We start from the raw sequence: 14,773 nt of genomic DNA, 5'->3' as shown, positions 1-14,773 counted from the left end.
CCTCAAGTCGCGAAGAGGCCACGCGCGGCCTCGAATCGATCTCGCGATGGGGTTACGAGGTGCTGTGGGCGCCCGACCACGTTGCGTTCACCGGACCGGTCAACGATCCGCTGACCACGCTCGCATACCTGTCGGCGCTCGAACCAAAACTCACCTTCGGAACCAGCGTTTACCTGCTGCCGCTGCGGCATCCTGTCCCCGTCGCCAAGATGGTTGCGTCGCTCGACCGTCTGCTGGGCGCAGGCCACTTCATCTTCGGGGTCGGCGTCGGCGGCGAGTTCCCGCGCGAGTACGAGTCGTGCGGCGTACCGATTCACCAACGCGGCGGTCGCGCGACCGAGTCGATCCAGGTGATGAAACGCCTGTGGAGTGGCGATCGCGTCGAGCATCGCGGCAAATATTTCAGCTTCGCGGAAATCAGTATGCAGCCCCGTCCCAAAACTCCCGGCGGCCCTCCAGTCTGGATCGGCGGACGCGCCGAAGGTCCGCTAAAGCGCGCCGCACGATTGGGCGACGGATGGATGCCCTACGTCGTTACGCCCAAGCGCTTCGCCGACGGCCTGGATTTTATCGGGATGGAAGCAGACCGCGCCGGTCGCAAAATTACCGAGTTCGGCACCTGCGTCCAGATATTCTGCACGCTGGGCGAGAGCGTCGAAGCCGCACACGCGGTCGCCGGAAAATTTCTAAGCAGGCGATACGCAACCGACATGACCGACGCCGCAAAGCGTTACGGCGCGCTAGGCCGCCCCGCCGACGTAGCAGCAAAAATAAGCGAGTACATCAAAGCCGGCGCCCGCGACATCGGCATCGACGCCGTCTCACACTCCTCGGAACGCACCGCGCAACTGGAACAATTCGCCAAGGAAGTAATCCCGCTCCTGAGTCTGTAGCCGCGATCACTTTAATTTGGATAAAATTTCTCTCACGTCGGCGTAGACCTTGGATTCGCCGGCATGCTCCGAGAGAATTTGCATGATCTCGTACTCTCCCAGCGCCCGGTAACTCTCGAACTGCGACTCCGAGAACCACTGATCCGCCGTCGTCTCGTGCGGAAACTCGGGATGCTGCTGTTCGTAGTTGAGAACATCGGCGGTTTCTTTGCCGGTAATTGTGGGCTTGATGAAGATCAGTCGGCCGTCGGTCGCGGATTTATCCATGCAGTCGTAATGAATCTTTCCGACGCTGCAGTAAAGTGTTGGACCGCCTGGCGGATCTCCCTTGTTGCGCTTCTGAAAGTTTGAAAACGGCTCAAAATCGATCGAGATTCCCAGATCGGTTCTGATCTTCCGCATCGCGTTGCCGAGACTTTCGAAGGTGAAGTCGCGGTCTTCGTCCGCATCGATCACCAGGATCGTATGGCATCGCCTCAGCACCATCTCGTACAAGCCTAGGTTTTCGAAGTGGCCGCCGTCCGACAGGTACACGTAGGGCTTCTCGTCGTTGGTGCGTCCCAGCGCTTCGTCGACCAGGTATTTGGCGCCCTTTCCGGGGTTCGAATACATATAGGTGTCGTTGCCTGCGCTGCCTGGATTTCCCAGCCACCATCCCAGCCGCGCATTGAACAGCGTCAGCAGCATCGACACGATCGGCGAGGAGTTGTAGCCCATGTCCGGACTGACCGCGGCGCCCGAAATCGCGGTCGCCGTGCCCAGCGTGATCGGCATTGCCTTCTCTTTTTTCGCACGCTTGAGCTTGCTGAACGGGAAATAATTCCAGGGCGCATATTCCGTCGATCGGCGGTAGCCGACCCAAAAACTCCCCGAATGCAGCGGCGTAACGGTAAAGCTCTCCGCCTTGCGTTCCTGCCACGCGAGCTTCGTTGAAACTGGCTCGACCATGTTCAGCGTCATATTGATAAACGGCATGAGTTTGCCGGGCCGCTTCTTCCATAACTTTTTCATCGGGAGGTTGTCTTCAGGATCGAAGCCGGTGAATGGATTCGGGCGGCGCGCGCCCTTTTCGCGCGAAGCGCCCAGGTAAGCGCGAATCAGCCGGTTCCGGTACATCGCATGCAGCGAGTACTTGTTAGGATCAATCAAGCCCGACATCGCGAGGCCGAGCACCGCCGCCGCGAGGATCGCGAAGAACGCGCCCGATAGCGACGCGGTTTGCCAGGCCGCAAATCCTTGCGGGAGGTTGTCCGTCACCTCTTGCACCAGCCACTGTGCGGCAACCGCAAGGACCGCGAGAATCAGCACGATTGAGATTGCGCCGAGAATCGGGAGCCCCCGCTGTAGCAATGCCGATGACGAACTACCGGCCTCGCTATCGGGGTTCGCCGGAGTCTTGGCGCTGAATCCGAAATAGGCAGTGACCGCGCTCACCAGCGCGCTGCCGCCGTAGGTCAGCAGCTTGCTCCACAAACTTTGCCAGCCAAATAACTCCGGTCCGAACAGCGAGATAGTGCCGAGCGCGGCCCAGCCGAAGCTTGCAATCAGTATCCAGGCGCCCATCCGCGACCAGTACTCGCGATCCTCGTCGTCGGTCCAGAACGTCGCCAGGCCCACAAAGAACGTCGCCGCGATCAGGAACACCACCAGCACCAGCGGCGGCGCAACGCACAGGTATAGCTCCCGGCTCTGCGCCATGTAGGAGTGGATCCAGGAGCAAATGATCACGATGTAGTAGAACAGCGCCACTCCCCCGATCGCACTCAACAACATCGCCCCTAGATCCCACAAGAAGCGCTTGCTCATGCCCAATGAAATCGCGAATGCGAACCATCCAAGGAACGCCGAGACGCCTCCGATCCAGAGAATTTCGCTCAGCTTGCTGTAGTCGCTTACTCTGAAGAGGTACGCGTGGAAAATGTAGGTCGCCAGGATAAACGCCGAGATCATCAAGGGCGCCAAACAGTAGGTCAGAAAGTCGGCCTGCTTGCGATGACGCAGCCACCGCAGCGCCCATCCTGACTTGAGCGATCCTTCGTCTAACAATTTGAGGTGACTCGGCCGCGCCATCCCCTGGTAGAACATCGCGCAGGCGAAGCCGAGTACCGCCATCGCCAGGCACGCCCACCCCCCAAGCTGGCGCCAGCCCGAGGTGACATACTCCGGCACCGGATGCAGCAGCACGAGGACCAGGCGAGGCACCGCGAGAACCGCAATCAGCAGCGGCAGCAGTACGATCCAGTTGAGCAGCAGGTTGCGCAGATAGGTGGCGCCGAGCGTCCAGGTGTCCACCGAAAACAGGTCGGTGCGTGGAGTCAGGTAGTTGCTGAAATTTCGCAGATAGAAGATCGGGTCGGCCTCGGGTTCCAACTTCGACACCGTCGGTGTACTGAGTTGCGTGATCACCTTGGACAGGTCGTCATTGCTCCAATGCGTCCACGCGGCGAGCCATCCACCGAGATAGCCACCGCCCGATACGGTTGAGAGATAGTTGAACTTGTCCAGCAAGCCCTTGCTCGCAAGTCCTTGCACCGCGCCCAGGCAAAACGTTGCGCTGCGAATTCCGCCGCCGGAAAAACACAACGCCGAAAGCTTTGCGTCATGTAGCTTCCCGATTACCCCGGGCAGGATCTTGTCGCTCACCGGTCTGACCCCGCCGGCAAACGCGCAGTCCAGCAGATCGCGATTCAATTCGATACGCTCGTCTTCCTTCAGGCCATTCCGCTCCTGCTCCTCGACAAATCGGCTCATTGGAACGTTAAGGAAGGCTTGGCCCAGGTTCGGAGTCGTCAGCAGCTGATTGAGCGCCTCGAGCGCGGTCTCTTCGGTTCCAGCTTTCGGTGCCTCGAGCGCGGTCTCTTCGGCTCCAGCGTTCTGCGCGCGCTCATCGCGAACGAGCTTAGCGAGCTGCTCGAGGTTGGCGACGAACCGAGCCTCCGTGCAGACTGCCTTCAACTCGGGCTCGTGCGCGGCAATCTGCTTCACCAACAGCGAGAGATCGTCGATATCTTCCTGCGAGTACAGGAATTGATCCTGCGGATGCTCCGCCGGCGGGCCTTGAAGCGCAGCTAGTTCTTCGCGAAGCACCTGCCATAGATGCAGCGGCCACTCCATGTAGAAATCCCCCCACCTGGATTTACTGGCCGCTAAATTAGTTTTTTGACCGTCGTATAACTAGATGTGGAATCGCTATTTGTCCGGCGGTGCAACTGGCGTCGGCCACGCGCGGGTCCATCGCTCGTCGTGGAGGCGCGGGAACACCGGCTTGCGCATCGGCCGCTTAAAGGCGTCCGCCGGATAACCCATCGGCACCAGCGCGATTAGTTGATACTCCTCCGGCACACCGAGAAGCGCCTTGGTCTCGGCCTCTTTGCTCGTGAGCATCGTGGTCATCGCGGTGCCGACGCCGAGCGCGCGCGACGCGAGCATCATCAGTTCAATCGCGGGGAAAACTGAGCCGTAGGTCGCGCCGAAGTTGAACAGATCGGCTGCGCTGCCGCGCTCGACACGCATCTTCGGCCGATCGAGGAACACCACGACATGAACCGGTACGATCGCAAGCTGCGCCGCGAACTCGTCGCCGGTCTTGAGCGCCTTGACCGCGCGCGGCGACAGCGTCGTGCGGCCGCGAATGATCGCGCTATCCTTGTACGGACCCCAGACCGATTCGTACAGCCGCTGAATTTCGCGACGCGCAGCCGCGTCGCGCACCACCACGAACTCCCACGGCTGCGCATTGGATCCCGACGGCGCCATGTTCGCCGTCTCGAGGATTTTGATCAGCTCCGCGTCAGGGATCGGGCGGTCGAGGAAACGACGCATCGTGGGCGTTGAGCTGGCGACTTCGAAAAAATCCATCGGCTGCCTCCGCGACTAAACCAGTTCGATAGGATGCTCGCGACGAGCGACGACCCGCCCGACGATCGCGGCCTCGCGATGCCCACAATTCTGCAGCTCCGCGACCAGCGCAATCGACTGCTGGTCGGGAATCGCGATCAGCAATCCGCCCGAGGTCTGCGGGTCAAAGGCGATCATTGCGATTTCTTCGGCAACTTCGTCGGAGATTCGGACGTTTGGCGCGTAGTAGTCGCGATTGCGCTCGCCGCCGCCGGGAATCATTCCGGCGCGGCATTGCTCGAGCACGCCGGGCAGCAGCGGCAGGTCGGATTCCTCGAATACGAACGTGACGCCGCTGCCCTCGGCCATCTTGAGCGCATGACCGGCCAGCCCGAAACCCGTGACGTCGGTCGCGGCATGAACGTCGTACTTCAGCATCGCGGACGCGGCCGCGGCGTTGAGCTGAGTCATCGAGCGGACCGCGGCTTGGTACGCTTCGTCGCCGAGTGCGTCGCGCTTGAATGCGGTCATGAGGATTCCCGTGCCAAGCGCCTTGGTCAGCACGAGCGCGTCGCCAACTTGCGCGCCGATGTTGCGCACTATTCGCCGCGGATCGATCACGCCCGTGATAGCCATCCCGAATTTCACTTCCTCGTCGGCCACCGTGTGCCCGCCAACGATCACGACTCCGGCCTCGCGCGCTTTGTCTGCTGCTCCGCGCAAAATGTCGGCGAGCATCTCAGCGGGCAACCCGGTCTGTGGCCAGCACACGATGTTGAGCGCGGTGCGCGGCACTCCGCCCATCGCGTAAACGTCCGAGAGCGCGTTGGCGGCGGAGATCTGTCCGTAGGTGAACGGATCGTCCACCACCGGCGTGAAAAAATCGACGGTGTTGACGATCGCGAGATCGTCGGAAAGACGGAACACACCGGCGTCGTCGCCCGTGGAGATTCCAACGAGCAAATCAGGATGGCTCGGCAAATCGAGCCGCGCGAGGACTGCAGAGAGGTCCGCCGGACCGAGCTTACCGGCTCAACCCGCAGCCTTGCACCGCGCCGTCAGGCGAACCAGCTCGCCCCGCGAGGGATTGTTGTCCTTCGATTTGGACATCGCGGATATTGTCGCGCATCGCGCCGTCGAAGTCAGCCGCGCTCTTGCCTCTCTCTATCAGGGAGAGGCCGCGCTTGCAGCGCGGGTGAGGGTCCAAATTCCGGGATGCCTTTCCGATTTCTCTTCCGCGTCATTCGTGTTTTGTTCTCCTGAACTAACGAACGTTTCACGTGAAACATTTTCGTCAAAACACCAGCAAGCATCGAGTGTTTTAGACAAACCGTCCGAAATTGGCGTCCATTCGAAATGACGGAAAGGAGCAGACGCGCAGCGGAAAGAACCAGGAATTTTTTTGACCCTCACCCGCGCGGGGCGCGCGGCCTCTCCCTGATTAGAGAGAGGCTAGGACGGAGCACGCAGGCGGCGCGTGTCGCCGACCCGCGTGGTTATGCCGGTGTGGTCGAAGTGATCGAGCAGTGCGATTGCGAATTTGCGCGACGCGCCCAGCAGGTCGCGGAACGTCGCCGCGGTGATTTCTCGATGCGTCGCGAGATGCTCGACGAGGCGATCTTTCGCCGCATCGGCGGCGGCTCGGCTGAAATACAGGTCGGTAGCGATTTTGACGATGCGGCCCTGACGTTCCATCGCGACCAGCACTGTCCTCAAATGAGGCAATTGGCTGGCGGGAATCTTCAACGCGTCGGCTAACTGCTTGAGATCCGGCGGTTGAAATTCGGCGCGCGTCAGTACGGCGTCGATTTTCGCGCCGAGCGTTCCTGCGTCACCGCCCAATTGCACGCGGTGGCTCTTCAGCCGGAGCGTGCTCTCCTCGCGTACGATTTCGGACTCGTGACTGAGTCGATCGATTATCGGACGGAACGCGCGCGCGCCGATTTCGTACGGCAGCCGCGTGCGCAGCGCTTCCATCTCGAGCCCGGGCGACAGCGGCTCTGCCTTGTGATGGGCCGCGAGCGCGTCGAGCGCGAAGCGTTTCAGATCGTCCCATCTGGTCCGCGTCGTGAAAGCTTCTTCGTCGCCCGCTGACAGTTTTACGAAGCGCGGCGCGTCGCGCAGCGCGGCGTCGGCCTCGGCAATCGGAATATTCATCAGCGTGGCGAGCCTGGTCGTGCCGAGCGCGAAACTTTCCTGCAGATTGATCAGCGCGTCGATCGCTTCGGCCCCCGACGAATCCTTTAGCGTGCGGAGATTGGCGCGATAGGTCTCGAGCGGCTTGCGGACGCGGCGGCCGAGCGGGTTCAACACGATGCCCCCGCCGAGCGTGCGCGAATTGGTTTCGTCGCGGATAACGAAGCGGTCGCCCGCGAGCGCGACCACGGGATCCTCGGTCACTAACTGAGCGAGGCCGGCGGCTTTGGGCGCGATCGCGCCGGCCTCCTCGAGTACGATCGCGCGCCCGATCGTCTCAGTGGTACCGATGAACAGCCGTACGCGCGTGTTGTTCTTGAGCGCGCGCCTGGCGGCGGGACGAATCTCGAGCCATGCGTCGAAACGCGATGTCGCTGAGTCGAGCCGCTCATCGGCGAGCACGTCGCCGCGCGCCAGATCCAGCTTTTCGGCGCCGGTGAGATTGAGCGCGACGCGCTGGCACAGCCCCGCGCTCTCGACAGAGTCCGAGTGCACCTGGATCGAGCGCACGCGGACCTCGTCGCCCGACGGAAGCGCGCGGAGTTTCTGTCCGACGCGCACCTCGGCGCCCATCGCGGTGCCGGTGACCACGATGCCGTGTCCTTTGATGACGAAGGCGCGATCGAGCGGGAGCCGGAAGACGCCGGTGGCGCGACGCGCCTGGAAGCCGTCGAGTTGCCGGACGATCTCGGCGCGCAACGCGTCGAGGCCGAGCCCGGTTATCGACGACACCTCGATGACCGGTGCGCCGGCGAGCGTGGTGCCGTCGGCCAGCAGCTCGATCTCGTCGCGCACGTCGCGGAGGCGCGCGGCGTCGGCAAGGTCGGCCTTGGTGATCACGAAAATGCCGCGGCGCGTGCCGAGCAGATGCAGGATGTCGAGATGCTCCTCGGTCTGCGGCATCACGCCGTCGTCGGCCGCGACGGTGAACAGCACGAGATCGATGCCGTGCGCGCCGGCGAGCATGTTGCGGATGAAGCGCTCGTGACCGGGGACGTCGACGATGCCGGCGCGCGTGCCGTCGGGCAGCGTGAAGTAGGCGAAGCCGAGATCGATCGAGATGCCGCGCTCTTTCTCTTCCTTGAGGCGGTCGGTGTCCTGGCCGGTGAGCGCTTTGATCAGCGCGGTCTTGCCGTGATCGATGTGACCGGCGGTGCCGATGATGGCGTGAGTGGTTGGGGAAGCCATCTTGAGGTGGTGCGGGAGCGGGCGACCTAACCCCTGACCCCTTCCCATAGTGGGAAGGGTGACCGGATTTAAAAAAGAAAAAGCTACGACATCTGCTTGGTGTACATCGCCATGTCGAAGTAGTCGCGCCATGCGCTGATCTTCGAGCCGGTGATTTCGAACACGCCTGCTACCGGCAGCGAGATCGTCTTGCCGTTGCCCAGGTCGAAGATGTCGACGCGCTCGTTGAAGACGGTGTTGCCGTTACTGGCGCTGTTCAGGACTTTGAAATGGAGCGACCGGGCCATCGGCAGGAAAGTGTTGATGACGCTGCGGATGGCGTCTTTGCCTTTGGCGGATTCGAGCGGGATGTTGTGATAGACGGCGTCGTCGGTGAAGAAGGCGAGCAGCTCTTCGATGTTCTTGCGCGGCCATGCGTTGCAGAAATCAGTCACGATTTTTTCAGCATCGGTTGCCATTGCGAGTTCTCCTTATTCGTTATCGAGATAGAAGCGATCCTCATCCTTGTTATAGCCGAACAGCTCGGCGAAACGCCCCCAGTTCACCATCGTCTGAAACTGGCGCTCGGGCTTTTCGCTCGGCAGCAGCATCGCGAGATGTTCGAGCACGACTTCCTTGGTCAGTGCCTTACTCTCCTGCCCGTGAAGGAGGCGGATGAAGTAGTTGAAGAGGCTGTGCTTCTTCAACTGCTCGCGCACCATGAGCTTGCGCTCGTTGATCTTCGCTTCGAGAAATTGTTTGCCGAGCGGTTCGAGCACGACATCACCGGCCGGGGTCGAAACGAAGCCAAGAATTTCCGCGGCCTTCATCACCTTGAGCAGATCGCCGAATTTGAAATTGAGGTCGCGCGCGATTTTGTAGCCGTCCTCGCGCCCACCACGATCCTCGAGCAGCTCGAGCAAGCCGAAGACAAGAGTCAGCCCGGCGTCGGGCAGCGGAGTTATCGACGGGACAGCCATCAGCCGCGCTCCTCGATCAGCGAGAAGACCTTGTCGGTCAGCGCGTTGAAAGCTTCGGCGCGGCGGTCGCGCGGTCTTGGCAGTTCGACCTTGAGATCCTTGACGATGCGGCCGGGGCTCGCCGCCATCACGATAATCCGATCGGCCAGCTCGATTGCCTCTTCGATGATGTGGGTGACGTGCACGATATTCTTCACGGGCATGTCGGGCGATTGCCAGATGTCGAGCAACTCCTCGCGCAGCGTGATCGCGGTCAGGGCGTCGAGCGCAGAGAACGGCTCGTCCATCAGGAGCACCTTGGGCTCGACGGCGAGCGCGCGCGCGAAACCGACGCGCTGCTTCATCCCGCCGGAGAGCTCGCGCGGGTAGGCTTCTTCGAAACCGTCGAGTCCGACTTTGTCGATATAAATTCCGGCGCGCTTTTCGCGCTCGGCCGGCGGAAGTCCCTGCGCTTCGAGGCCGAGCTCGACGTTGGCCTTGACCGACAGCCACGGCAGCAGCGCGAAGGATTGGAACACGAGCGCGCATTCGAGATTGATCCCGTCGACCTGTCGTCCGCGGTATAAAACCTGTCCGGAAGTCATCGGCACGATGCCGTTGATGATGCGCAGCAGCGTTGATTTGCCGCATCCCGAGGGTCCGACGATTGCGACGAACTCGCCTTCCTCGACCTCGAAGCTGATGTCGTTGAGCACCAGCAAGGTGCCCTTCGCATGCGCAAAACTTTTTGAGACGTTCTTGAGCTCGAGGAAAGCCATGGGTCAGATGAGTCCGAGTCGCACATTGTAGGCGCGTCAGTAGTCCAGCCTGTAGCGCTCCGTGGCGAGGTTGTACAGTGGCCGCCACATCAGGCGGTTCAACAGTAGCACCACCGCTATCATTGAAAGGAGGCTCAGCAGGATCATCACGCCGTTGCTGGATTTGCCATAGGTGGCGGCGTCAAGCAGCGCGCCGATTCCGAGCACCTGGTGAGTCTGTTCGTTGTACACAAAGTATTCAGACAGGATTAGCGCGTTCCATCCTCCCCCCCATGCGGTGATGCTGCCGGTGATCAGCGACGGCGTGACCGCCGGCAGAATCAGCTTGCGCCATCGCGCGACGCGGGAGAGGCCGAACGCGCGCGCGGCCTCCTTCAAGTCCTCGGGCACCTGGTTGATTCCAGCGAGCAGGTTGAAGAGCAGGTACCATTGCATGCCGGTGAGGATGAGCACGATCGACGCGACATTCATCCCGCCGGCAAACTGGATGAAGGCGGCGACGATGATCGGGAAGAGCGCCGTCGCGGGCATCGAGCCGACAATCTCCGCGATGGGCGACAGGATTCGGTTGAAGCGCGGACTCTCGCTGGCGGCCAGCGCGCACGGCACCGTCCACGCGAGCGAGATTGCATAGGCGATAGTCATACGAATGGTCGAAAGGAGGATAGCTTCGGGGATTTGTTTCGCGTCGGACGGCCACGGCTGCGATAGGGTTCTGATCAATGCAACCAGGCCACGGGCCAACGCCCATGCCGTGAAGATCACGATCGCGCCGATGATCAGCGACCGCACGATATTGCCGACGCGCTTGCTTTGTTCTGGCGTGAGCTGCGGACCGTTCGGAAGCGCCGCGATCGCGCGGCCGAGCAGCCTGATGGGAGGCACCAGTATCAGGCGCAACGCGCGCGTGACGGCCGGCCCAACGCCGGACAGCGCGTCGAACATCCCGAGCGATTGGACAGCGCCGGACGATGCCGCGAATTCGTACTTGAACTTTTCGGCCCACGTGGACAGCGGCTGCCAGACGATCATATCCATCAGCACGATGATCGCGAGCAGGGTGAGAAGGCCGGCCGCGAGATCGAAGTTGCGTCCCTTCTCGGAAGCTTGCCACAGGAAACTGCCCAGCCCCGGCAGGCGGTAGGTGGCGGGACCGGCCGTGATGATTTCGCACGCGATGAGGAAGTACCAGCCTGCCACCCACGACAGGATCGAGTTGTACACCAGCTTCGGTATGCTGGCGGGGAGCAGCAGGCGCTTGAATCTCAGCCATCCGCGTCCGCCGAAAGTCTCGAGCGCCTCCCTGGAATCGTCGGGAATGGTTTTGACGGCTTCGTAAACGCCGAGCGCCATATTCCATGCCTGGCTGGTGAAAATGAGAAAGATGGCGGCCATCTCAACGCCGAGCCGGCTGCCGTGCGTCAGCGCAACGAAGAAAAAAACCGCGGCGGGGAAAAAACCGACCACCGGCACCGACTGCGCAATGTCGATGGCGGGAATCAGGATGCGCTCGTAGAGCCCGCCGCGCGCCGCCGCCATGCCGTAGATGATCGAAAAAACCAGCGCGATGAGGTACGCGGCGAGCATCCGGTAAAACGAGCAGAACGCGTAGTATGGAAGATGGCGGAGCGAGACGGGAACGTTGTGCGGAATGAAATGCGGGGCGTGGCTGCGATACGCAAAGAACAGCGCGATAATCGCGGCGAGCGCGAGGAACGACAGGGTGCCGTTGATCAAGCGGCGCGTGTTTATTTCGAATTTCGGCATTGTCGTGTGACCCGAAACTTCCAGCATAGCCGCGCGGCCATTTCGCTCAAGGGCAAAATTCATTTCGGACGCATTAATTTTCGGCCCGCCGGCGTTGACAATGGGCGGTGCCGGCAATAGCGAGAGCGCACGAGCGGAAAAAATAATGGCGGGCGAGGAAAGATTTCCAGACGACGAGTGGCGACTCGACGAAGAACCGCTCGAGCGCGTCGAGCAGGAGCCTCCATCCGAAGCGCCGACGGCCAAGCTATCCTACAACCTGAGCCACGAGCGGCTGACGCGGGCAGTTTACGTCGTCACCGCCGAGCATCTTGGATGGTACGTGGTCGCGGCCTACGTGCTCATCACGCGCACGATGGCTCTGGGAGGGCGTCCACTTGATGCGCGGCAGGGTACGGACGCGCTCACGGCGTTCCTCATTGCGCAGCATGGCCGCGCCGCGTTCGCGTTGTCGGACGCATCGTGGGTGACGATATTTCAGGGCTGGATCTTCGCGGCGATCGGCGCGACGGATGCCACCTCGCGAATTGTGGTGACGCTATGCGCACTGCTGATGATTGCGAGCGCGTTTGCGCTGCGTCCGGCGTTGGGGCGCGCCGGAGCGCTGGCGTTCGCCGCACTGATCGCGACTTCGCCGAGTGTGGGTTATTTTTCTGGCGCCGGTTCCAGCGCGATTGCGTCGTTGGCGTTCATGATGGTTGCGATCGCAGTTGCGGAGAGTATGCGCCGGCGTCCCACCGTGATTCGCGCGACAGCGCTTGGCGTCGCGATCGCGCTCTGGCTCACGGCGGATCCGATCGGTTATGTGACGGCCTCTGCGATCATCGTGTCGCTGATTCTCGTCGGCGTCGTCGACGCGGTGCGAATCGACCATCGAAGGTTGCGCATGCGCGTATGGTGGGAGCGGCGCCGCACGCTCGTCATTGTGTGCGCGGTTGTCGCGATCGGTATGTGGCTCGTCCTGACCACGGCGTTTTTTCACCGGCCACTCGTAAACTCGGTCGAATACCAGCTCAATGCCGCTTTTGCGCCGTCCTTGATCGCTTGGCTGCACGCGTTGCACAGAATAATTCCGATTCTTGCATTCTACGAATTTCTGGTCGTGGCTCTCGCGATTGTCGGTGCCGCCGCGATCGTCTCGCAACGTATCGGCGATCGGTTTGCGGCGTGGTCTGTGGTGTGGGCGATCGTGAGCCTCGCGGTGTTCGCGGCGGTGGGCGCGAATCAACCTGATGCGATCGTGGCGATCGTGCTGCCGCTGGCGCTGGTCGCGGCTTACGCGGCGGATAGGATGCATCGGTCGCTGCGATGGAACTCGATTCGTTATGCGCTTGCGGCGGCGGTCGCGCTCACGCTCTACGTTCAGATCGCGACCAATTTTGTCTTTTCAGTACCGGATGCGAGTGAAGCGAGTTGGCGCCGGCACGCGCTCTTGTTCTGGTCGGAGCCGGCTACTTCGATTCGGACGGTCAAGGAATGTGAGCGTGTCCGAAATTCGGTTTGGGTGGCCGGCGCGAGCGCGAGCGTCACCGACGATGCGCCGCAGGTGCAATGGTACTTGCGTGATTTTGCGCAGACTGGGTCGCCGGCGGACGCGAACGTCGTCGTGACCATCGGCAAGACGCAAAGCGGCGCCGTTGCGGGCAATCCCGATGCGCCGGAGTTTGGATTCGAGGAGTGGTGGAATCCGGATTTTCTCGCTTTAACGCCAGGCGGCGCGATCAAATATTTTTTCACGCAACGCGCGTGGAGCGACGTCGAGATTCGCAATCTCGAAATCAAAGTCTCTAAACCTGACGGGCCGGGGTAGGTTGCCTGCCGACCGGTGCTTTGGGATAAACTCTCAGACCACGTATCGCGCCATCCATTTTCGCGGGCCGCGCGTATCCGTATCCCGTTGGACTCAAGGAGCATCGATGGACGCTGTCGTGAAATTCCTGCAACCATACCAACTTCATCCGGTTGTCGATCACTTCTCGGTCGCGCTGCTATTCCTCGCGGTACTGATCGATCTCTTCGCGGGCAGCTCTCCGACTCGCATCTGGCTCCGATACACCGCGGTACTCCTGATGATCCTCGGCGCGCTCGCGGCGGGCGGATCTTTTCTCACCGGCGATATGGAAGCCGACCGCATCTGGAACGCGCTCGGACAACCGGCGCGCGACGTGCTGCACCGGCACGCGCAGCTAGGCACGTATCTCGCGATTACCTTCGGCGTCCTCGCGATCTGGCGTATCTTCATTCAGGCTTTCGGCTTCATGGCAGGGTCGCGCGCGATTTATCTCATCGTCGCCATCCTCGCGGTCGCGACTCTGGGTTATCAGTCGCATCTCGGCGGCGTCCTCGTTTACGACTACGGCGCTGGAACTGCGCTGATGGCGTCGGCGCCAGTGCCGTCGGAAGCCGCGAGTCCTTCGTCAGCGTCCAGTTCCTCCGAACCGCTTCCTACCGTGTCCGTGCCGACTCCGATGGCGACAGCGACCCCGATGGCAACATTCGCGGCGCCTGCGACAAATCCAGCGAGCATTCCGACCCCGGTTCCCACCGTGGCACCGTCGGCTTCGCCTAGTGCAGCGAGCATGTGATGCAGTAGCAGCGCGCCGTAAATTCTGAAACAGAAACAGGAGTAGTTATGACCCAGCGTCTCGGTTTTGGCGTGTTTCTCGCGCCGCATCATCCTATAGGCGAGCATCCAACGCTCCAGTTTCAACGCGATCTCGAACTCGCCGAGTGGCTCGACAAACTGCATTACGACGAGTTCTGGGTCGGCGAGCATCATTCGGCGGGATGGGAAACGATCGCGTCGCCGGAAATGTTCCTGGTCGCCGCGGCCGAGCGCACCAAACGAATAAAATTGGGCACCGGCGTCGTTTCGATTCCGTACCATCACCCGTTCAACGTCGCGCAGCGCATCGTGATGCTCGATCATCTGAGCCACGGTCGCGCGATGCTCGGGGTCGGGCCCGGCGCGCTGCCGTCGGACGCGGTCATGCTCGGGATCGATCCGATGACGCAGCGCGACCGCATGGATGAAGGCCTCGGCGTCATCCTGCGTCTGCTCACCACCGACGAGCCGTTCAGCTACACGGGCTCGTTTTTCGAGCTGCACAACGCTGCGCTGCAGATCCGGCCGTTGCAGGAAAGGATTCCAATCGCGGTCGCGTCCACGATTTCA

Annotated in this window: 12 protein-coding genes; 4 read left to right on the top strand and 8 right to left on the bottom strand. The window is 61.6% G+C overall.

Going from position 1 to position 14,773, the window contains the following annotated elements; all coding sequences use genetic code 11:
* Positions 1 to 893, top strand: an 893-nt coding sequence (locus VIW95_RS01535; RefSeq protein ID WP_331583313.1) for an LLM class flavin-dependent oxidoreductase, incomplete at its 5' end; no start/stop codon positions are given.
* Positions 894 to 899: 6 nt separating this feature from the next.
* Here the strand turns inward: VIW95_RS01535 and VIW95_RS01530 are convergent.
* The 8 genes from VIW95_RS01530 to VIW95_RS01495 all read right to left on the bottom strand — a co-directional run bounded on the left by VIW95_RS01530 (position 900) and on the right by VIW95_RS01495 (position 11,598).
* Positions 900 to 4,007 (bottom strand): patatin-like phospholipase family protein, encoded by a 3,108-nt coding sequence (locus VIW95_RS01530; RefSeq protein ID WP_331583311.1) that lies wholly within the window; start codon positions 4,005 to 4,007, stop codon positions 900 to 902.
* A 75-nt stretch (positions 4,008 to 4,082) separates the two neighbouring features.
* Positions 4,083 to 4,751, bottom strand: coding sequence for a nitroreductase family protein (locus VIW95_RS01525; protein WP_331583309.1), 669 nt, complete (start codon positions 4,749 to 4,751; stop codon positions 4,083 to 4,085).
* A gap of 15 nt (positions 4,752 to 4,766) precedes the next feature.
* Entirely contained in the window at positions 4,767 to 5,840 is a 1,074-nt protein-coding gene (gene selD, locus VIW95_RS01520) for a selenide, water dikinase SelD (protein WP_331583307.1), read from the bottom strand.
* A 342-nt stretch (positions 5,841 to 6,182) separates the two neighbouring features.
* Positions 6,183 to 8,114, bottom strand: a complete 1,932-nt coding sequence (gene selB / locus VIW95_RS01515; RefSeq protein WP_331583305.1) for a selenocysteine-specific translation elongation factor — start codon at positions 8,112 to 8,114, stop codon at positions 6,183 to 6,185.
* Between the two features lie 83 nt (positions 8,115 to 8,197).
* On the bottom strand, positions 8,198 to 8,572 hold the full coding sequence (locus VIW95_RS01510) for a limonene-1,2-epoxide hydrolase family protein (RefSeq protein ID WP_331583303.1): 375 nt from the start codon (positions 8,570 to 8,572) through the stop codon (positions 8,198 to 8,200).
* Positions 8,573 to 8,584: 12 nt separating this feature from the next.
* Positions 8,585 to 9,073 (bottom strand): AAA-associated domain-containing protein, encoded by a 489-nt coding sequence (locus VIW95_RS01505; RefSeq protein WP_331583301.1) that lies wholly within the window; start codon positions 9,071 to 9,073, stop codon positions 8,585 to 8,587.
* Positions 9,073 to 9,831 carry an ABC transporter ATP-binding protein gene (locus VIW95_RS01500; protein WP_331583299.1) on the bottom strand — a complete coding sequence of 253 codons (759 nt, stop codon included), beginning with the start codon at positions 9,829 to 9,831 and terminating at the stop codon, positions 9,073 to 9,075. The genes VIW95_RS01505 and VIW95_RS01500 overlap by 1 nt, the downstream gene beginning before the upstream one ends.
* 36 nt (positions 9,832 to 9,867) lie before the next feature.
* A complete protein-coding gene (locus VIW95_RS01495; protein WP_331583297.1) occupies positions 9,868 to 11,598 on the bottom strand; it encodes an ABC transporter permease subunit in 1,731 nt (576 codons plus the stop codon).
* A 145-nt stretch (positions 11,599 to 11,743) separates the two neighbouring features.
* Here VIW95_RS01495 and VIW95_RS01490 point away from each other — a divergent pair, with 145 nt between their 5' ends.
* From VIW95_RS01490 to VIW95_RS01480, 3 genes are all read left to right on the top strand, one after another.
* The gene (locus tag VIW95_RS01490) at positions 11,744 to 13,408 is read left to right on the top strand and encodes a hypothetical protein (protein ID WP_331583295.1); all 1,665 of its coding nucleotides are present in this window, start codon (positions 11,744 to 11,746) and stop codon (positions 13,406 to 13,408) included.
* A 106-nt stretch (positions 13,409 to 13,514) separates the two neighbouring features.
* Complete coding sequence (locus VIW95_RS01485; protein WP_331583293.1) at positions 13,515 to 14,183, top strand: DUF2231 domain-containing protein; 669 nt, start codon at positions 13,515 to 13,517, stop codon at positions 14,181 to 14,183.
* Between the two features lie 47 nt (positions 14,184 to 14,230).
* Positions 14,231 to 14,773 (top strand): LLM class flavin-dependent oxidoreductase (locus tag VIW95_RS01480; RefSeq protein WP_331583291.1); only part of this gene is annotated, 543 nt, incomplete at its 3' end.

Source organism: Binatus sp. (SeqCode), assembly GCF_036522015.1.
Classification (GTDB): Bacteria; Desulfobacterota; Binatia; order Binatales; family Binataceae; genus Binatus.
This window is presented reverse-complemented; position numbering and strand designations above follow the sequence as displayed.